Raw genomic sequence first — 18,055 nt, forward strand, 5'->3', positions numbered from 1 at the left:
TTGCCGTGCCCCGGCGTAAGCCACCGCGACGACCGCCCACTCGGCCCCTGACCGAGGTGCTGGGCGGCGGGACCTCCAGTGCGTCGTACGCCGGTCAGGTCTGGACGGTGCGCACGGTGCGGGGCAACGCGACGGGCAAGAGCTACACCTGCCCGGGCTGCCAGCAGCAGGTGTCGGCAGCGCAGGCCCACGTCGTGGTCTGGCCCGCGGAGGGACTCGGCGACGTGACCGACCGACGCCACTGGCACACGCCCTGCTGGCAGGCGCGAGATCGTCGCCCGCCACGGGGGTCCTGGCGCTAGTTCGTCGGCGGCTCGACCAGTTCGACGAGAACGCCGCCGGCGTCTTTGGGGTGCACGAAGTTGATACGGGAGCCGTACGTGCCCGGGCGTGGCTCGTCGTACAACAGTCGTAATCCTCTGTCTCGCAGGGCTTTCGAGACGTCATCGACGTTCTTGACGCGGTAGGCGACCTGCTGGACCCCGGGGCCCGAGCGGTCAAGGAACTTGGCGATGGACGAGTCTTCGGACAGCGGAGCGAGCAACTGCAACTGGGTGCCGCCCGGGGTGACCTCGACCATGGCTTCGCGCACCCCCTGCCCCTCGTTGGTCTCCTCATGGACCACGCGCATGCCGAGGGTCTGGGTGTAGAAGGTGATCGCGTCGTCGAGGTCGGGCACCGCGATGCCGACGTGGTCGACTGCTTCGAAGAGCGGGTCCATAACCTCAACACTAGACTTGTGAGCATGGCCACTGTTGTTGATCCGGACCGTCAGCCCGTCCTCGTCGCGGGAGCCCGTACGCCGATGGGCAAACTCCTCGGCTCCCTCGCCGGATTCTCCGGGACCGACCTGGGTGGCTTCGCCATCGCGGGTGCGTTGTCCCGTGCCGGTATCACCGGTGACCAGGTGGACTACGTGATCATGGGCCAGGTGCTGCCCGCCGGAGACGGGCAGATCCCGGCCCGTCAGGCCGCGGTCAAGGGCGGGATCCCGATGACCGTGCCGGCCCTGACGATCAACAAGGTGTGCCTGTCAGGGCTGGACGCGATCGCGCTGGCCGCACAGCTGATCCGGGCGGGGGAGTTCGAGGTCGTGGTCGCCGGCGGACAGGAGTCGATGACCAATGCGCCGCACCTGCTCGTGGGCAGTCGCAAGGGCTACAAGTACGGCGACGTGACGATGAAGGACCACATGGATCTTGACGGTCTGTGGGACGCGTTCACCGATCAGCCGATGGGGGCACTGACCGAGCAGGCGAACGTGGGGGAGCTTGCCTACACCCGCGAGGAGCAGGACGCCTTTGGGGCGCGCTCGCATCAGTTGGCGGCACGTGCCTGGAAGGACGGCCTGTTCGCCGACGAGGTGGTGCCGGTGTCGATCCCGCAGCGACGTGGCGAGCCAGTGGTTTTCGCGGAGGACGAAGGGATCCGATCCGACACGACGGTGGAGTCGCTGGCCGGTCTGCGCCCGGCGTTCTCCCCTGAGGGCACCATCACGGCCGGGACGGCGTCGCCGATCTCGGACGGGGCCGCGGCCGTGGTCGTGACGTCCCTTGCGAAGGCACAGTCGCTCGGGTTGCCGGTGCTGGCCTACATCGGTGCGCACGGCGTCGTCGCCGGTCCGGACTCGTCGCTGCAGTTGCAGCCGGCGAACGCGATCCGGGCGGCGTGCGCCAAGGAGGGCATCTCGGTGTCCGACGTTTCGCTCTTCGAGTTGAACGAGGCCTTTGCGCTCGTGGGACTTGCTTCGACTGCGTCGCTGGGGGTTTCGCCGGACATCGTCAACGTCAACGGCGGTGCGATTGCGATGGGTCACCCGATCGGCATGTCCGGCGCGCGGCTGGTGCTGCATCTGGCGTTGGAGTTGCAGCGGCGCGGTGGCGGGGTCGGCGCGGCGGCGCTGTGCGGCGGCGGTGGACAGGGCGACGCGCTGCTGATCGAAGTCCCCTCCGCTTCGTGAGCCGCGCAACGCTCGCCGTCGACGATCTGGTCGCGGCGGCACGCTCGGGCTCCCACCGCGCGGTCGCTCGGCTGATCACCCTGGTGGAGAACGATTCCCCCCAGCTTCGTCCGGCGATGAAGGCGTTGGCGCCGTACGCCGGTCACGCCCGGCTGATCGGGTTGACCGGGTCGCCTGGGGTCGGCAAATCCACGACCACGTCGGCGCTCGTGGCCGCCTTTCGCGCACAGGATCTGCGGGTCGGAGTGTTGGCGGTTGATCCGTCGTCACCGTTCTCCGGTGGAGCTCTACTGGGGGACCGGATCCGGTTGTCCGATCACGCGCTGGACCCGGGCGTCTACGTGCGGTCGATGGCCACGCGGGGGCATCTGGGCGGTCTGGCGTGGGCGGCTCCGCAGGCGCTGCGGGTGCTGGACGCGGCCGGGTGCGACGTGATCCTGATCGAGACGGTGGGTGTTGGTCAGTCCGAGGTCGAGATCGCGGGAATGGCTGACACCACCGTGGTTCTGCTGGCGCCCGGGATGGGCGACGGGGTGCAGGCCGCAAAGGCGGGGATCCTCGAGGTCGGGGACGTCTTCGTGGTCAACAAGGCCGACCGCGACGGAGCGGACGCGACAGTGCGGGAGTTGCGGCAGATGCTGACGCTGGGCGCTGCGCCTGCCGCAGGGGCGTGGCGGGCTCCGGTGGAGAAGCTGGTGGCGGCGTCCGGCTCCGGATTGGACGAAGTGCTCGCTGCATTGGATAAACACTGGTCCTGGCTCGCCTCTTCTGGCGAGCTCGCCGCGCGACGTACCCGGCGGGCTTCGGACGAGATCCTGGCTCTTGCGCTGGGCGAATTGCGTTCGCGGATGGGCACATTGGACGACCACGCGTTGTTGGCGTCGTTGGCGTCGTCGGTGGTCGCGGGCTCTGCAGACCCGTACTCAGCCGCTGATGAGCTGGTGGCGTCGGTCTCCTGAGCTTTTCCACAGCCACTGCGCAGTGTGATCGGTTGTCCACACCGCGCGGGTTCGGTCTTTTCCCGGGGTGTGGCGGGCTCCTAGCGTGGCGTCCAGGACCTGGAGGAGGGCTGGATGTCTGCGATTGCCGTTGACCCTGAGGTGGCTGCGGATGGCGTTGCTGCGACGGGCGCACATGCCTCGGTCATCGGTCGGTTGCATGGGGTGCTGGATGAGTTCGCGGCCCTGTCGGACAGCGACCTGGAGGACGTGGGTGACGCAGGGGTGCGGGCCGCGAGCAGGTCGCTCGCCCAAGCAAAGGCCCGGATAGACGCTGTGCTCATGGTGCTCGCGCGTACCTTGGATGAGCGGGGCGCGGCCCGGGCTGCGGGCGCCACATCGACAGGGGCGATGTTGGCTGGGGACTTCGGTGGCGACCGGCCCGCCGCGGCTCGGATGGTGCGTACGGCCCGCCGGTTGACCAATGCTCCGGCGACCCATTCCGCCCTGGGTGCGGGTGCGTTGGCCGGGGAGCAGGCCGGGATCATCGCGGCCGCGTTGACCCGGTTGCCCGTGGGCCTGGATGCCGCTGCGCGGCGGGGGCTCGAAGACTGGCTGATCGCGCAGGCCAAGGTCTTGTCGATCCAGGACCTGGCCCGCGCGGCGATGCGTTCCGCGGCGGCGTTCAAGACCCGCGCTGAGGCGGACGTGCACGAGGATGCGCAACTTGCTGCCCGGGAGCACCGTGCCCGTGCCCGCAGTGCGTTCTGGATGGCGGACAACCGGGACGGGACGTGGCGCGGTGGGTTCACCGTGCCCGAAGCGGAAGCCGAAGCGCTGATGGCGGCGGTCGAAGCCGGCGCGGCGCCACGGCGTACCAACCCCGCACTGGCCGACCGCGCCAACGATGACCCGGTCACCGAGGGCGCCGCCGGGGTTGACGAGGATCTACCGATGGATCGTCGGCACCGCGAGGGGCGGGCATTCGCCGCCATCTGCGGGCGGTTGCCGGCCGATCAGTTGCCCAATGCCGGTGGGATGAGCGCGGTACTCACGGTCAACGTGGACTACGACGCCATCGCCGGGCAGTTGGGTCCGGGCACCTTGCCCTCGGGGGCGAGGGTGTCCGCGGGGCTGGTGCGGGAAGCGGCGTGTTCGGCGGGGATCATCCCTCGGGTGATGGGCGGCGCGTCGTTGCCGTTGGACCTGGGCCGGTTGAAACGGTCATTCACCGCGACCCAGCGTCGGGCGTTGGCCCAACGCGACCACGGTTGCATCTTTCCCGGGTGTGATCGCACGGCGGCCTGGACCGAGGGGCATCACTGGCGCGATCCGTGGACACCTACCCGACCGGGCGAGCGGCTCGGCAACACAGACCTTGATAACGGATGTCTGTTGTGTGCCGACCACCACCGGTTGGTGCACGCACGCAACATCCCGGTCCGGGAGCGGGGCGGCTACTTGGAGTTCCTGATTCCACCGCTACGGCCGTTGCAGATCTACGACTCGGACCTGCTCACCGGTGCGGACCCGGATAGTGGTGGCGTGGCTGACGGTGTGCTCGTCGACGCAGCCGGCGGTGCTGGCCCGGCCACGGGCTTGCAGTGGCAACGAAATCTGCGCTGGCGCGCCTGATGGGTAGTCAGCCTCGTTCGAGCAGGGCGAGTTCCTCCTCGACGTACTGATCCTGTTGGCCACGGTCAGCAAGCTCCGCCTTCAAGTCGCGCTGGATGACAAGGGCTTCGTCGTCGCGCCCCAGGTTGCGCAGTGCCCAGGCGATCATCCACCGGGCGACAACGATTCGCCCGGGGTCCGGGTCGAGCCTGCGCCGAGCGTCGAGGGCAGCTTCGAACTGCGGCAGCGCCGCTTCGAAGTCGCCGGCATCGGCGTGATCCATGGCGATGTTGTTGAGCACGGAGGCCTCCCAGCGGCGGGCTGCGGGGTCGTCGGCGCGACGCGCAACGTGCAGCGCGCGCTGGTGCGCGTCGTCGCGTTCTGGTTGATCGCTGACCAAGGCCAGCATGTGCAGGGCGTCAACCAGCGGCTCCTGCAGGTCCGCGTCCTCGGCCTTGGTGGCGGCTGCCGTGAAGTGACCGCGCGCGGCCTCGGATCGGCCGGTGTCGCGGGCGATCCGACCTCGTTCCAGATCGACGCGCACGTCCACTTCAGGGTCGCGACGGTCGAGGGCGGCGAGTTGCTCCTCCGCTTCGTCGAACCGCCCCTGCAATCCCAGGGCGCGAGCGACCTGGGTGAGCGCGAGGGCGCGCTGGCCGGCATCATTCGCCGCCGCTCGGAAACGGCTCTCGCTGCGTAGGGGGTCGTCGAAATCCCACAGATCGCGAAGTTCCAGCTGCACGGCAAGCAGGATATGGCGGTAATTGGTTTGCCGCTTCCGCGTTGCTGCGGTTGGTTGAGCAGCATGACCAGCAGTGACCTATGGACCGAGGCCGACGCCGAGCGGTACGACGAGGATTCGTCGGAGATGTTCGCACCGCGGGTGCTGGAGCCCACGATCGACGTACTGGCTGAACTGGCCGGCCACGGGCCGGTGCTGGAGTTCGCCATCGGCACTGGACGGGTTGCCATCCCGCTCAAGCAGCGCGGACTCTCGGTGAGTGGTATCGAGTTCTCAGCACCGATGGCCGAGCGTCTTCATCGGAAGGATCCGGCTCTACCGATCGTCATCGGCGACATGGCGACACAAACAGTGCCGGGCGGGCCGTTCAGCCTGGTCTATCTGGTGTTCAACACGATCGGCAATCTGCGCACGCAGGCTGAGCAGGTCGCCTGCTTCGCCAACGCTGCCCGCCACCTGGCTCGGGGCGGTGCCTTCGTTGTCGAGTTGTGGGTGCCGGAGTTGCGCCGGATGCCGCTCGGGCAGAACGCCGTACCGTTTGATGTCACCGATCAGCACGTCGGATTCGACACGCTGGACATCGCCACGCAACAAGGTACGTCCCACCACTACACCCGTCAGCCGGACGGCTCGTTCCGCTACGGCGCCAGCAACTTTCGCTACGTGTGGCCATCGGAACTGGATCTGATGGCGCAGTTGGCTGGCATGCAGCTGGAGTCGCGGTGGGGCGGGTGGTCGGGCGAACCGTTCACGAGCGACAGCACCTCCCACGTGTCGGTCTGGCGTACGCCATAGCCTTGCCGCATGGCTCTCTTCGCGTTCTCCGTTGCTCCTGCTAGCACTGACGACCCCGACGGTTCGTTCAGCGAAGCCGTCGCCGAGGCGGTCCGCATCGTGCGTGATTCGGGGCTGCCGAACGAGACGACCGCGATGTTCACCACGCTGGAGGGTGACTGGGATGACTGCCTGGCCGTCATCAAGGCGGCCACGGAGGCGGTGCAGAAGTACTCCTCGCGAGTGTCGCTGGTGATCAAGGCCGACATCCGCCCTGGCTTCACCGATCAGCTGAGTGCCAAGGTGCAGCGGGTCGAGGAGCGGCTGGCCGATGACTGACTTCGTGCTGCGGCCGATCGTCGACGCAGACGCCGAGGAGGTCGGCACGGCGCACGTACGTATCTGGCAGCACACCTACGCCGGGATGATGGACCAGGCCAAATTGGACGCTTTGCAGCCCGAGCAGCGGATCACCGGCTGGCGCGAGCAGATCATCCCTGGTCAGGTCGCCCGAGAAGCTGCGGGTGAGACCCTCACCCGGTGCGCCGTGGACCCGGCAACCGGTCGCATCGCCGGTTTCGGTACCGGCGGTCGGCCGCGGGACGAGGACCCGCCGCGGGCGACGGAGTTGTGGTCACTGAACGTGCTCCCTGAGTTCCACGGAACCGGAGCAGCAGCGCAACTGCTCGATGTCCTCATCGGTGACCGACCGGCGTACCTGTGGGTTGCGACCCAGAACGACCGCGCCATCGCGTTCTACCGCAAACACGGGTTCGAACTGGACGGGCAGACGCAGTACGACGACGCCTGGTCTTGTCACGAGTCGCGGATGGTCCGCGGGTGAGCGGCAAACTTCCCTTCGATCCGATCGCTCGCGCCCGGGAGCTCTGGCGGGCGCGCTGGGGGGCGGATGCGCCGTACGACGCGATGGCCACCGCGACCTCGATCATGCGGGTCCAGCAGCGGTTGCTCGCCGACCTGGATGCCGCGGTCGCGCCGTACGGATTGACCTTTGCCCGCTACGAGGCGCTGGTCCTGCTGGCGTTCTCACGGACCGGCGACCTGCCGATGAGCAAGGTGGGGGAGCGGCTGATGATCCACCCCACCAGCGCCACCAACATCGTTCAGCGGCTGGCCGCCGACGGTCTGGTCGAGCGGGTGCCCAACCCGCAGGACGGCCGCGGCACCCTGGCCCGGATCACTCCCGCGGGCACCAATCGGATGGAGGAGGCAACCGCGGCGCTGCACGCCATTGATTTTGGTCTAGCGGGCGTGTCCGAGCGAGAGCACGGCCAGCTGTGGCGACTACTCCGCAACATCCGCAAACGCTCCGGCGACTTCTAAGCTCGCCCGCCACGTAGGTTTGCCACGTGACCGATCATGATCTGTCTACCCTGCTGTCGGCCATGGCCTCGCCGGACCCTACGACCCGCGATGGATGGGCGTACGCCGAGCTATCGCGGGGCATTCTTTCGGGCCGTTTCGCAGCGTCGAGCGATGAGATCCGGGCGAGTGCGATCGATCAGCTGAGCAGCCCGCATGTGCAGGCCCGGACCTTCGCGCCTCTTACCCTCGCGTGGTTGGTGCTCGCAGGCGATCGCGATCGCGGTGCCTTCGAGCAGCTCCGGGACTGGTACACAACCGAGTCCGACACCCGCGGGTATGACGATCGGCTGGGTTGGTTGCACGCAGTTGCGCACGGCGCCGACTACTTCGCAGAGGCCGTCAAGGCAGGCATTGCCGGTGGCGGCGAAGTCCTCGAAACTCTCGCGGTCAGAATGGTTTTCGACGGACAAGCGTGGCACGACCAAGAGTATGCCCGTGTCGCAGGGGCGGCGATTGTCGCGCTATCAGTCGACCCGGGGGGCCACACGGTGTGGCTGGGCAAGGTCGTGGATGCGCTCGCGGAGTTCGAGCGCGCTCCTCAGCCGGCCCGTCCGCCGGACTGGATCCACAACGTCTACACGACTCTGGCTGCGGCGTACGTCGCATTATGCGAGCAGCCGGTGGATGGGCAGCAGCCCCTGATCGTCGCTGAGGCGTCCGCAATAGCTGATGCCGTTGCGAGGTTGCTTGCCCGAATGACGCCGTGGCTGCTCAGGACGCGTGCGGAGGCTGACGGAGGGGTAAGTTACTAGGACGTCCTAGTAAATTGCCGTACGCTATCCGCATGTCACGTGTGGAATGGGAGCGCCAGTACGCCGCCGCCGAGGCCTCAGGTCGGGTCCGCGACGCCGACTTCACGACCTTGTCCGGCGACGAGGTCGATCCGGCGTACGGCGTCGACGACGGTGAGTGGCCAGGCCAATTCCCTTACACCCGAGGCCTGTACGCCACTGGCTACCGCGGGCGACCGTGGACGATCCGGCAGTTCGCTGGCTTCGGCAACGCCCAGCAGACCAACGAGCGCTACCGGATGATCCTTGGTCGCGGTGGTGGCGGTCTCAGCGTCGCCTTTGACATGCCCACCTTGATGGGACGCGACTCCGATGACCCGATGAGCCTGGGCGAAGTCGGTCACTGCGGTGTCGCCATCGACTCGGCGGCCGACATGGAGGTGCTCTTCGACGGCATCCGCCTGGACGAAGTCACCACCTCGATGACCATCAGCGGCCCGGCGGTCCCGGTCTTCTGCATGTATCTCGTGGCCGCCGAGCGTCAGGGCGTCGACGTCGGCAAGCTCAACGGCACCCTGCAGACCGACATCTACAAGGAGTACATCGCACAGAAGGAATGGCTCTTCGGTCCCGAACCGCACCTGCGGCTCATCGGTGATCTGATGGAGTACACCAGTGCGAAAATCCCTGCCTACAAACCGCTTTCGGTGTCTGGCTACCACATCCGTGAGGCCGGCTCTACCGCCGCGCAAGAGTTGGCCTACACCCTGGCTGACGGCTTCGGGTACGTCGAGTTGGGTCTCTCCCGGGGCTTGGACGTCGACGTGTTCGGGCCCGGGTTGTCCTTCTTCTTCGACGCCCACGTGGACTTCTTCGAGGAGATCGCCAAGTTCCGCGCCGCCCGTCGCATCTGGGCTCGCTGGATGCGTGACGTCTATGGCGCGAAGACCGCCAAGGCCCAGTGGCTGCGATTCCACACCCAGACCGCCGGCGTCTCCCTGACCGCGCAGCAGCCGATCAACAACGTGGTCCGCACGGCGGTCGAAGCCCTCGCTGCAGTTCTCGGCGGCACCAACTCTTTGCACACCAACGCCCTCGACGAGACGTTGGCGCTGCCCACCGAGGAGTCCGCCGAGGTTGCCCTGCGCACCCAGCAGGTGCTGATGGAAGAGACCGGCGTGACGAATGTCGCTGACCCGCTTGGTGGTTCGTACTTCATCGAAGCGCTGACCGACCGGATGGAGCAGCAGGCCGAGGCGATCTTCGAGCAGATCCGGGTCATGGGGCAGCGGGGCAAACCGGAGGGATACGAGCATCCGATCGGCCCGATCACCAGCGGCTTGCTACGCGGTGTCGAGGACGGATGGTTCATGTCCGAGATCGCCGAGGCCGCCTTCCAATACCAAACCGCCGTTGAGAAGGGCGACAAGCGGGTCGTCGGCGTCAACGTGCACACCGAGTCGTCCGCCAAGGAGTTGGAGATCCTGCGGGTCTCGCACGAGGTCGAACGCGAGCAGGTCCGCGTCCTGCAGGCACGCAAGGCGGCCCGCGACGAGCCCGCGGTCCAGGCGGCGCTCGCCGAGATGATCCGGGTGGCGCAAGGCGATGGCAACCTGATCGAGCCCATGCTCGCCGCGGTCCGCGCGGAGGCAACGCTGGGGGAGATCTGCGGCGCCATGAAGGAGCTGTGGGGTAGTTACCGCGAGCCCGCTCGATTCTGACTGTGTGCCCGGGAGACCGCCGATCGTCGTACCCATCGTGCGGGTGTTTCCCGGCGGTGAGGCGATCCGCTTCTACCGCGATTTCCTTGGCTTCACGATCGACTGGAGCACCGCTTCGAACCCGGCCTGCCGCTCTACCTACAGGTGTCCCGTCAGGGGTGCGTGCTGCATCTGAGGGGGTGACGAGTTGCAGATCGCTGACCCCTTCGGTAACCGATTGATTTTCCACACGCCGCGTCCGTCAGAATGAAGACATGCCTGAAAAGCCGCTGACCGCCGCATCGCTGCGGGGTGCCGTCGACCTGTCCGCGCTCGCCAAACCTGCCGCCGCCCGACCTGGCGCCGCGCCGCGGTCCACGGAAGCCTCCGGCACGCCCAATGGCCTGGTCCAACAGGTCGACGACAACACCTTCGGCGCCGCCGTCGAGATGTCCCTCGATGTCCCCGTGATCCTCGCCGTCTATTCCGGAGCCCGACCCGCCAGCCAGCAGCACGTCGATGAGTTGGCTTCAATCGTGGGGAGTACGGCGGTCGGCTGGTCCTCGCCACCGCCGACATCGACTCCGCGATGCAGATCCGCCAAGCGCTGCAAGTCCAACAGGTACCGATGGTGCTCGCGCTGATCAAGGGTCAGCCGTTGCCGCTCTACATGGGCCCGCAGCCGGCCGATGCCGTGCGCGGGGTGTTCGATCAGGTGCTCCAGGCGGCCCAGCAGGCGGGCGTCACCGGCACTGTTCCCGTCGAGGGTGCGCCGCCCGCGGCGCAGGAGCCAGAGTCGGATGAGGATCCGTTGTTGGCCCAGGCGTACGACGCGATCGAGGCGGGGGACTACGACGCCGCCATTGCGGCGTACGACCAACTGCTGGCCACCAACCCCGAGGACGAGGGTGCCCGCCTCGGCCGCGGGCAGGTGCTGCTGCTCCAGCGCACCGCAGACCTGGACGCGACAACCGTCCGGGAGGCGGCCGCGCAGAACCCCACCGATGTCGCCGCCCAGACCCAGGTCGCCGACCTCGACCTGCTCGGCGGACACGTCGAGGACGCCTTCGCCCGCCTGATCGACCTGGTCCGAGCAACAAGCGGCGACGACCGCAGCGCAGCTCGCGAACACCTCATCGGCCTGTTCGACATCATCGGCTCGACCGACGAGCGGGTGAAGAAGGCGCGCACCGCCCTGATGTCGGCGCTGTACTGATCAGCTACACCCCGAGGGCAGCGTCGACGATCTGCTTGGCCTCGGTCTGCACCTGCTTCAGGTGATCCTCCCCGAGGAACGACTCGGCGTAGATTTTGTAGACGTCCTCGGTGCCTGACGGCCGAGCAGCGAACCAGGCGTTCTGGGTCGTGACCTTGAGGCCACCGATCGCGGCACCGTTGCCCGGCGCCTCGGTCAGTGTGGCCGTGATGTCCTCTCCCGCAAGGCTTGTGGACGCGACGTCCGACGGGCTGAGGGCCGCCAGCTTGGCCTTCTGCTCCCGTGACGCCGGCGCGTCGACACGGGCGTAGGCCGACGAGCCATACTGCGCCGTGAGTTCGGTGAAGTGCTCGGACGGCGTTTTCCCGGTCGCAGCAGTGATCTCCGAAGCCAACAGCGCCAACAGAATGCCGTCCTTGTCCGTTGTCCACACCGACCCGTCGAACCGCAGGAACGACGCCCCCGCCGACTCCTCACCACCGAATCCGACCGACCCGTCCAACAGGCCCGGCACGAACCACTTGAAGCCGACTGGCACCTCCCACAGTTCGGCGCCGATCCCGGCCACCACGCGGTCGATCAGGGACGACGACACCAGGGTCTTCCCGACGCGGTGCGACTTCCAGTCCGGGCGCGCTCCGCCGTAAAGATACGAAATCGCCACGGCCAGATAGTGATTCGGGTTCATCAACCCGCCCTTGGTCACGATGCCGTGCCGGTCGCTGTCCGCGTCGTTGCCGGTAGCGATGTCGTAGTGGTCGCGTTGCTTGATCAACGAGGCCATCGCGTACGGCGATGAGCAGTCCATCCGGATCTTGCCGTCCCAGTCCAGCGTCATGAACCGCCACGTCGGGTCCACCAGGGGATTGACCACGGTCAGATCCAGCCCGTACTGCGAACCGATCTCGCCCCAGTAGGCGACCGACGCACCGCCGAGCGGGTCCGCCCCGATCTTGACGCCGGCGTCCTTGATCCGCGACAGATCGATCACGTTGGGCAGGTCGGTCACGTACTCGGCCAGGAAGTCGTACGAGCCTGCGCTGGCACGCGCCGTGCTGATCGGCACCCGACGTACGCCGTCCAGCCCGGCCCGCAGGTACGCATTGGCTGCCGCTGCAATCACCTTGGTGGCATCACTGTCGGCGGGACCACCGTGTGGCGGGTTGTACTTGAACCCGCCGTCCCGCGGCGGGTTGTGCGACGGGGTGATCACGATGCCGTCGGCCAGGCCAGGGCCCGTGGTGCGGCCCGCGTTCGCCTTGAGGATCGCGTGGGAGACACCCGGCGTCGGGGTGTAGCCGTCCCGACTGTCGACCAGCACCGTGACGTCGTTCGCTGCCAGTACCTCCAGTGCGCTGACCCATGCCGGTTCGGACAACCCGTGGGTGTCCCGACCGATGAACAGCGGACCGTCATACCCCTGCTCGCGTCGGTAGTCCACGATCGCCTGCGTCGTCGCCAGGATGTGCGCCTCGTTGAACGCACTGTCCAGCGACGACCCGCGGTGCCCGGACGTGCCGAAAACAACCTGTTGGTCGGGGTTTTCCGGATCGGGGGTCAGCGTGTAATACGCCGTGATCAAGGCGGGTACGTCGACCAGGTCGCTGGGCAGCGCCGGTTGACCGGCTCGGGATGCGGCGTCATTCATCGTTGAACTCCTACTACTGAATCGGGATGAGCCAGATCATGGACAACGGGGGAAGGGTTATCCGGGCAGATGCGGGCTGGCCGTTGGCTGCCTCGGAGACGGCCGTCACGGCGCCCAGGTTGCCGCGCCCGGCCCCGCCGTACGCCTGCGCATCGGTGTTCAGCACTTCTGCCCACTCACCGGTGAACGGCAAACCCAAGGTGATGTCGCGGTGCTCGGTCGCGGAGGCGTTCAGGACGGCCGCCACCACGTTGTCCGGACCCCGCTCGCCGGCGCCCCAGCGCAGATAGCTGAAGGTGTTACCTCCCGCGTCGTCGCCGTTGATCCACTCGAAACCATCGCCCTGGTGGTCCAACGACCACAGCGCCGGGGTGTCGACGTAGAGCTGGTTGAGGTCCTTCACCAGTGCGTGCACGCCGTAGTGCTCGGGGTGGCGAAGCAGCCACCAGTCGAGGCTGCGTCCGTCGGCCCACTCAGCTTCCTGAGCGAATTCGCACCCCATGAAAAGCAGTTGTTTGCCGGGGTGGGACCACTGGTGGGCCAGAAACGCACGCACGTTGGCCAACTGGTTCCACCGGTCCCCGGGCATCTTGCGCAGCAGCGATCCCTTGCCGTGCACGACCTCGTCGTGGCTGATCGGCAGCACGAACCGCTCGCTCCACGCGTAGACGAAACCAAAGGTGATCTTGTTGTGGTGGTACTGCCGGTGGATGGGTTCTTCGTGGAAGTAGTCCAGGGTGTCGTGCATCCAGCCCATGTTCCACTTCAGTCCGAAGCCGAGACCGCCGGCGTCCGTCGGCTGGGTGACCCCTGGCCAGGACGTTGACTCCTCGGCGATCATCACGCTGCCGGGGGAGCGCCGGTAGGCGGTCGCGTTGGCCTCTTGGAGTAGTTCGACGGCCTCGAGGTTCTCCCGGCCGCCGTACCGGTTGGGTAGCCATTGGCCGTCGCTGCGGGCGTAGTCGAGGTAGAGCATCGAAGCGACCCCGTCGACCCGGAGCCCGTCGGCGTGGAACTCCTCCAACCAGTACGTTGCGTTGGCGACCAGGAAGTTGCGCACCTCCGTGCGGCCGAAGTTGAAGATGTACGAACCCCACTCCGGGTGCCAGCCGCGTCGCCGGTCCGGGTGCTCATAGAGGGCCGTCCCGTCGAAGCGCACCAGCGCCCACTCGTCGGTGGCGAAGTGGCCCGGCACCCAGTCCAGGATGACGCCGATCCCGTTCTGGTGCAGGGTGTCGATCAGATAACGCAGATCGTCGGGGTTTCCGAGCCGGGAGTTCGGTGCGTAGTACCCCGTCACGTGATAACCCCACGACGGCGGGTAGGGGTGCTCCATCACCGGCATGAACTCCACGTGCGTGAAGCCCAGATCCTTGACGTAGTTGACCAGGTGCTCGGCCAGGTCGCGGTACGACTGACCCTCACGCCACGAGCTCAGGTGCACCTCGTAGGTGCTCATCGGTCCGGTGTGCGGGTCGGTGTTGGCCCGCTTGGTCATCCAGTCCGAATCGCCCCATTCGTAAGCGGATTCGGTCACGATGGCCGCCGTCTTCGGCGACGTCTCGGTGAACCGCGCCATCGGGTCGGTCTTCTCCCGCCACACCCGGTCGGCCCCTAGCACCTGGAACTTGTAGCGCGTTCCTGCGCCGACATCGGGGACGAACAGTTCCCACACCCCGGAACCGCCGAGCAACCGCATCGGGTGGGTGGTGCCGTTCCAGCCGTTGAACTCACCGATGACCCGCACGCCCTTGGCGTTGGGCGCCCAGACCGCGAACGCCGTACCGGTCACCTCACCCAGCGGCCCGTCGTAGCGGTGCACTCGTGCGCCCAGTGCGTTCCACAACTCCTCGTGCCGGCCCTGACCGATGAGGAACAGGTCCATCTCCCCGAGGCTGGGCAGGAACCGGTAGGGGTCGTCGGCGACGTGTTCGACGCCGTCGCCGTACGTCGTGACGATCCGGTAGTCGGGCACGTCACTTCCTGGGATCCGGGCTGACCAGATCCCTTCGTACTCATGCTGCAACGGCACTCGCTCATCACCGGCCAGCGCGATCTGCACGGTCGCAGCCAGCGGGCGCAGCACCCGGATGAACGGCCCCTCGGCATCCATCTGGGCACCGAGCACGCTGTGCGGGTCGCGGTGCAACCCGGCCAGCAGCGCGTCTGCCTCGTGCTCGGCCACCGGCGGTGCCGACGGCGCCGCTGAGGGGGACTCCGAGGAACCAAGGAGCCGGTCGACCGCAGCTAACGGAATGTGCTTCCAGGCCGGTCGGTTTCGCACTTCGTAACTGACTTCGTAGACCGCTTTGTCGATCTCGTAGGCGTTGAGCACGGCGCCGCTGATCGGGCTGCCCGCGGAGTACCCCTCCAGGAAGGCCCGACGACATGAGTCCGACCAGTCGCGCCGTGAACCGGCGCCGCGCACCTCGGCCGAACCGGCCGCGTAGTCGAAGGAACGCAGCATCCCGGCGACATCGCGCATCGGGCTGTCCGGCAGGCTGCGCTCGGCCAGCGGTCGCAGCGGCTCACCTTCGAAGTCCAACATCACCCAGCCGCGGTCCGGCACCTGGAGCACCTGGCCGAGGTGGAAGTCACCATGGATGCGTTGCAGCGGGGGCCACTGAGCGGCTTCCGCGCGGGCGAGGACCGATTCGTAACTGTCCTGGAGGTCTGCCAGCGCGGGCTCATCGGCGACCGCGCGGTCGAACCGGTCCCGCATCTGGCCGACCAGGTGAGTCACCTGCTCGGGGGTGGATGGTGTCCGGCCCATGGTGTCGGCGAGGGTGACGTGCATCGCAGCCGTGGCCGCGCCCAGTGACCGGGCCGCAGCGGAGTAGTCCTGCTCGGCTTCGGCGGCCGCGCTGGCGTGCCGCCACGCGTCGAGTACGCCGGGTAGAAACTCCTCGGCGAACGCCAAGTCACCGTGTGCGCCTGTGCCGTCCGGTTGCGTCCACGAGCCGCTGAGCGCGCCGATAGCGTGCGGGACCACTTCGCTGCCGGCAGCCGACAACGCGGTCTGCAGTTCGACGTCGGGGTTGTGGCCGTCGTGCAGGACTCGGAAAACCTTCACGATCACCGGCGGACCGTCGGTGAGGTGAATGATCACCGAGGTGTTGGACTGTTCGCCGCTGAGCACCTGCGAGGAGGCCACCTCGCTGACGTGGGCACCGGCGCGTCCGCTTCCGGTCACGGTGACCTTGCTCGGAAGCGGTTCGCCGGACGGGGTGGCCAAGGTCGACTGCTGCGCACCGGTCTGGATCGTGCGCAACAGCTGGCTGACGAAGACCGGATCGTGGCAGGCGTCGTACACGTAGCGAAGGCCGAGTTCGCTGTGTTCCATGGTCCCGATCAGCGCGTGCTCGGAGACTTCCAGGGGTTCGCCGCGATAGGTGACCGGAACCTGATAGACCGTCGGCGTCGCGGCGGAATCGTCGCTGAGTAGCAGCACCTCGACACCCACCTCGCCAGCCGGATCGTCGAAGCGATACGAACCGAGATTTCTCAGCTGCGGAGTCCGGGATTTGTCGGCGTACCAACGCTGTTGCTCGATCCACGGGGTCAGCAACTCGACCTTCCCGGGGGTCAGTGTGGCGTTGCGATGAATCGTGGCCATGTCACGCTCCTGTGCGGTCGGTGGTGGTCACGGCAAGCCAGAAGAAGTCCCGCGAGCCAAGGGTCAAGGTGATCGTTCCGGTCTCCTCGACGGCCGGGAAGTGCGCACCGCCGAAGACGTCGCGCAACCGAGCCCCGGCGTACGGCGGGGGCAACGTCACGGTCACCGACTGGGGCCGGCTGGACAGGTTGTTGACGCACAGCACGGCGGTGACGTCCAGTTCCTCGCGTGCGGCGTCCTGCTCACTGGCGACGCGCATGAAGGACAGGATCGCTTCGTTGCTGCTCTGGCACGGCACGTAGCTGCCGAGTCCGAAGACCGGGAACTGCTTGCGCACACTCAGCATCGACCGCAACCAGTGCAGTAACGACGACGAAGTGGCATGCGCCGCTTCGACATTCACCGTCGAGTAGTTGTGGACCAGACTGGTGACCAGTGGCAGATAGAGCTTGCCGGGGTCGGCGGTGGAGAAGCCGGCGTTGCGGTCCGGCGACCACTGCATCGGCGTCCGGACCGCGTCCCGGTCCGGCAACCAGATGTTGTCACCCATCTGGATCTCGTCCCCGTAGTACAGGCACGGGGAACCGGGCAACGAGAACAACAGGGCGTGGATCAGTTCCAGTTCCGGGCGGCTGTTGTCCAGCAGCGGCGACAACCGCCGCCGGATGCCGACGTTGGCGCGCATCCGCGGGTCGGGTGCGTACCAGCCGTACATCGCGACCCGTTCCTCCGGGGTCACCATCTCCAGGGTCAGCTCGTCGTGGTTGCGCAGGAAGGTGCCCCACTGAGTCCCCGCCGGGATGTCCGGCGTCTCGGCCATGACCTTCTCGATGCTGGTCGCCTTCTCATCGCGCAGCGCGTAGTACAACCGCGGCATCACCGGGAAGTGGAAGCACATGTGGCATTCGGGTTCTTCCACACTGCCGAAGTAGTCGACCACCTCCTGCGGCATCTGGTTCGCCTCGGCCAGCAAGATCCGTCCGGGGAACTCCTCGTCGACGAATTGTCTTAGTTCAGCGAGGAATTCGTGGGTCTTGGGGTGGTTCTCGCCGTTGTGGCCCTCTTCCTCGAACAGATACGGGACTGCGTCGAGGCGGAAGCCGTCGATGCCCAGGCCGAGCCAGAAACGGACGATGTCGTACATCTCCTCCTTGACCTTCGGGTTCTCGAAGTTGAGATCCGGTTGGTGGGAGAAGAAGCGGTGCCAGAAGAACTGGCGGCGCACCGGGTCGAAGGTCCAGTTGGACACCTCAGTGTCGATGAAGATGATTCGGGCGTCGGAGTACTTCTCGTCGGTGTCGGACCAGACGTAGTAGTCGCCGTACGGGCCGTCCGGGTCCGAGCGGGACGCCTGGAACCACGGGTGCTGGTCGCTGGTGTGATTCATGACCAGGTCGATGATCACCCGAATGCCGCGGGCGTGCGCCTGCGACACCAACTCGATGAACTCCGGCAGCGTGCCGAACTCGGGCAGCACGGCTTTGTAGTCGGCGATGTCGTAGCCACCATCGCGCAGCGGGGAGGCAAAGAACGGCGGCAACCACAAGCAGTCGACACCCAACCATTGCAGGTAGTCCAGGCGATTGATCAGGCCGCTGAAGTCACCTGAGCCGCTGCCGTTGCTGTCCCCGAAACCGCGGGTGAGCACCTCGTAGAAGACGGCTTTGCGGAACCAGTTCGGGTCGTGGCGCAGACCGGGCTGTTGAAGGTTGAATGCGGGGTTCGGCACG

18 protein-coding genes are annotated in these 18,055 nt (G+C 67.0%); 13 read left to right on the top strand and 5 right to left on the bottom strand.

The window, feature by feature from the left end; all coding sequences use genetic code 11:
- The first annotated feature begins 5 nt into the window (after window positions 1–5).
- Window positions 6–302, top strand: a complete 297-nt coding sequence (locus DR843_RS02910; protein WP_109684028.1) for a hypothetical protein — start codon at window positions 6–8, stop codon at window positions 300–302.
- Here the strand turns inward: DR843_RS02910 and mce are convergent.
- Window positions 299–721: a methylmalonyl-CoA epimerase gene (mce, locus tag DR843_RS02915; RefSeq protein ID WP_109684029.1), complete on the bottom strand. Its 423-nt coding sequence runs from the start codon at window positions 719–721 to the stop codon at window positions 299–301. The two genes, DR843_RS02910 and mce, sit on opposite strands and share 4 nt — an antisense overlap.
- A gap of 24 nt (window positions 722–745) precedes the next feature.
- Between mce and DR843_RS02920 the strand changes: the two genes are divergently transcribed.
- The 3 genes from DR843_RS02920 to DR843_RS02930 all read left to right on the top strand — a co-directional run bounded on the left by DR843_RS02920 (window position 746) and on the right by DR843_RS02930 (window position 4,533).
- Window positions 746–1,960, top strand: a complete 1,215-nt coding sequence (locus DR843_RS02920) for an acetyl-CoA C-acetyltransferase (protein WP_109688359.1) — start codon at window positions 746–748, stop codon at window positions 1,958–1,960.
- On the top strand, window positions 1,957–2,919 hold the full coding sequence (gene meaB, locus DR843_RS02925) for a methylmalonyl Co-A mutase-associated GTPase MeaB (RefSeq protein ID WP_109684030.1): 963 nt from the start codon (window positions 1,957–1,959) through the stop codon (window positions 2,917–2,919). Before DR843_RS02920 ends, meaB begins: the two co-directional genes overlap by 4 nt.
- A gap of 114 nt (window positions 2,920–3,033) precedes the next feature.
- On the top strand, window positions 3,034–4,533 hold the full coding sequence (locus DR843_RS02930) for an HNH endonuclease signature motif containing protein (RefSeq protein ID WP_109684031.1): 1,500 nt from the start codon (window positions 3,034–3,036) through the stop codon (window positions 4,531–4,533).
- Window positions 4,534–4,540: 7 nt separating this feature from the next.
- Here the strand turns inward: DR843_RS02930 and DR843_RS02935 are convergent, their stop codons facing one another.
- Complete coding sequence (locus DR843_RS02935) at window positions 4,541–5,254, bottom strand: tetratricopeptide repeat protein (protein WP_109684032.1); 714 nt, start codon at window positions 5,252–5,254, stop codon at window positions 4,541–4,543.
- Window positions 5,255–5,317: 63 nt separating this feature from the next.
- Between DR843_RS02935 and DR843_RS02940 the strand changes: the two genes are divergently transcribed.
- The 9 genes from DR843_RS02940 to DR843_RS20475 all read left to right on the top strand — a co-directional run bounded on the left by DR843_RS02940 (window position 5,318) and on the right by DR843_RS20475 (window position 11,061).
- A complete protein-coding gene (locus tag DR843_RS02940; RefSeq protein WP_109684033.1) occupies window positions 5,318–6,049 on the top strand; it encodes a class I SAM-dependent DNA methyltransferase in 732 nt (243 codons plus the stop codon).
- Window positions 6,050–6,058: 9 nt separating this feature from the next.
- Window positions 6,059–6,367, top strand: coding sequence for a thiamine-binding protein (locus DR843_RS02945; protein ID WP_109684034.1), 309 nt, complete (start codon window positions 6,059–6,061; stop codon window positions 6,365–6,367).
- Entirely contained in the window at window positions 6,360–6,872 is a 513-nt protein-coding gene (locus tag DR843_RS02950; RefSeq protein ID WP_109684035.1) for a GNAT family N-acetyltransferase, read from the top strand. Before DR843_RS02945 ends, DR843_RS02950 begins: the two co-directional genes overlap by 8 nt.
- On the top strand, window positions 6,869–7,372 hold the full coding sequence (locus DR843_RS02955) for a MarR family winged helix-turn-helix transcriptional regulator (RefSeq protein WP_245933960.1): 504 nt from the start codon (window positions 6,869–6,871) through the stop codon (window positions 7,370–7,372). The genes DR843_RS02950 and DR843_RS02955 overlap by 4 nt, the downstream gene beginning before the upstream one ends.
- A 26-nt stretch (window positions 7,373–7,398) precedes the next feature.
- Window positions 7,399–8,166: a DUF2785 domain-containing protein gene (locus tag DR843_RS02960; protein ID WP_109684036.1), complete on the top strand. Its 768-nt coding sequence runs from the start codon at window positions 7,399–7,401 to the stop codon at window positions 8,164–8,166.
- Between the two features lie 32 nt (window positions 8,167–8,198).
- The gene (gene icmA / locus DR843_RS02965; protein ID WP_109684037.1) at window positions 8,199–9,866 is read left to right on the top strand and encodes a coenzyme B12-dependent isobutyryl-CoA mutase large subunit; all 1,668 of its coding nucleotides are present in this window, start codon (window positions 8,199–8,201) and stop codon (window positions 9,864–9,866) included.
- A 37-nt stretch (window positions 9,867–9,903) separates the two neighbouring features.
- A complete protein-coding gene (locus DR843_RS20905) occupies window positions 9,904–10,041 on the top strand; it encodes a hypothetical protein (RefSeq protein ID WP_425451576.1) in 138 nt (45 codons plus the stop codon).
- Between the two features lie 79 nt (window positions 10,042–10,120).
- On the top strand, window positions 10,121–10,489 hold the full coding sequence (locus DR843_RS20470; protein ID WP_245933961.1) for a hypothetical protein: 369 nt from the start codon (window positions 10,121–10,123) through the stop codon (window positions 10,487–10,489).
- Complete coding sequence (locus tag DR843_RS20475) at window positions 10,474–11,061, top strand: tetratricopeptide repeat protein (RefSeq protein ID WP_245933962.1); 588 nt, start codon at window positions 10,474–10,476, stop codon at window positions 11,059–11,061. Before DR843_RS20470 ends, DR843_RS20475 begins: the two co-directional genes overlap by 16 nt.
- A 4-nt stretch (window positions 11,062–11,065) precedes the next feature.
- Here DR843_RS20475 and pgm read toward each other — a convergent pair whose 3' ends face one another.
- Genes pgm through treS form a run of 3 tightly spaced genes read right to left on the bottom strand, consistent with a single transcriptional unit; the run spans window position 11,066 to window position 18,054 of the window.
- A complete protein-coding gene (gene pgm, locus DR843_RS02980; protein WP_109684038.1) occupies window positions 11,066–12,709 on the bottom strand; it encodes a phosphoglucomutase (alpha-D-glucose-1,6-bisphosphate-dependent) in 1,644 nt (547 codons plus the stop codon).
- 13 nt (window positions 12,710–12,722) lie between these two features.
- Window positions 12,723–16,325, bottom strand: coding sequence for a 1,4-alpha-glucan branching protein GlgB (gene glgB, locus DR843_RS02985; RefSeq protein WP_109684039.1), 3,603 nt, complete (start codon window positions 16,323–16,325; stop codon window positions 12,723–12,725).
- A gap of 1 nt (window position 16,326) precedes the next feature.
- Entirely contained in the window at window positions 16,327–18,054 is a 1,728-nt protein-coding gene (gene treS / locus DR843_RS02990; RefSeq protein WP_109684040.1) for a maltose alpha-D-glucosyltransferase, read from the bottom strand.
- Window position 18,055: the final 1 nt, after the last annotated feature.

The sequence above is a fragment of the Branchiibius hedensis genome (assembly GCF_900108585.1).
GTDB classification, from domain to species: domain Bacteria; phylum Actinomycetota; class Actinomycetes; order Actinomycetales; family Dermatophilaceae; genus Branchiibius; species Branchiibius hedensis.

Bases quoted from the DNA above. Each gene is read 5' to 3' on its own strand.
- mce (WP_109684029.1), bottom strand. From the start codon at position 721: ATGGACCCGCTCTTCGAAGCAGTCGACCACGTCGGCATCGCGGTGCCC.
- DR843_RS02920 (WP_109688359.1), top strand. From the start codon at position 746: ATGGCCACTGTTGTTGATCCGGACCGTCAGCCCGTCCTCGTCGCGGGA.
- DR843_RS02930 (WP_109684031.1), top strand. From the start codon at position 3,034: ATGTCTGCGATTGCCGTTGACCCTGAGGTGGCTGCGGATGGCGTTGCT.
- DR843_RS02940 (WP_109684033.1), top strand. From the start codon at position 5,318: ATGACCAGCAGTGACCTATGGACCGAGGCCGACGCCGAGCGGTACGAC.
- DR843_RS02945 (WP_109684034.1), top strand. From the start codon at position 6,059: ATGGCTCTCTTCGCGTTCTCCGTTGCTCCTGCTAGCACTGACGACCCC.
- DR843_RS02950 (WP_109684035.1), top strand. From the start codon at position 6,360: ATGACTGACTTCGTGCTGCGGCCGATCGTCGACGCAGACGCCGAGGAG.
- icmA (WP_109684037.1), top strand. From the start codon at position 8,199: ATGTCACGTGTGGAATGGGAGCGCCAGTACGCCGCCGCCGAGGCCTCA.
- DR843_RS20470 (WP_245933961.1), top strand. From the start codon at position 10,121: ATGCCTGAAAAGCCGCTGACCGCCGCATCGCTGCGGGGTGCCGTCGAC.
- DR843_RS20475 (WP_245933962.1), top strand. From the start codon at position 10,474: ATGGTGCTCGCGCTGATCAAGGGTCAGCCGTTGCCGCTCTACATGGGC.
- pgm (WP_109684038.1), bottom strand. From the start codon at position 12,709: ATGAATGACGCCGCATCCCGAGCCGGTCAACCGGCGCTGCCCAGCGAC.
- glgB (WP_109684039.1), bottom strand. From the start codon at position 16,325: ATGGCCACGATTCATCGCAACGCCACACTGACCCCCGGGAAGGTCGAG.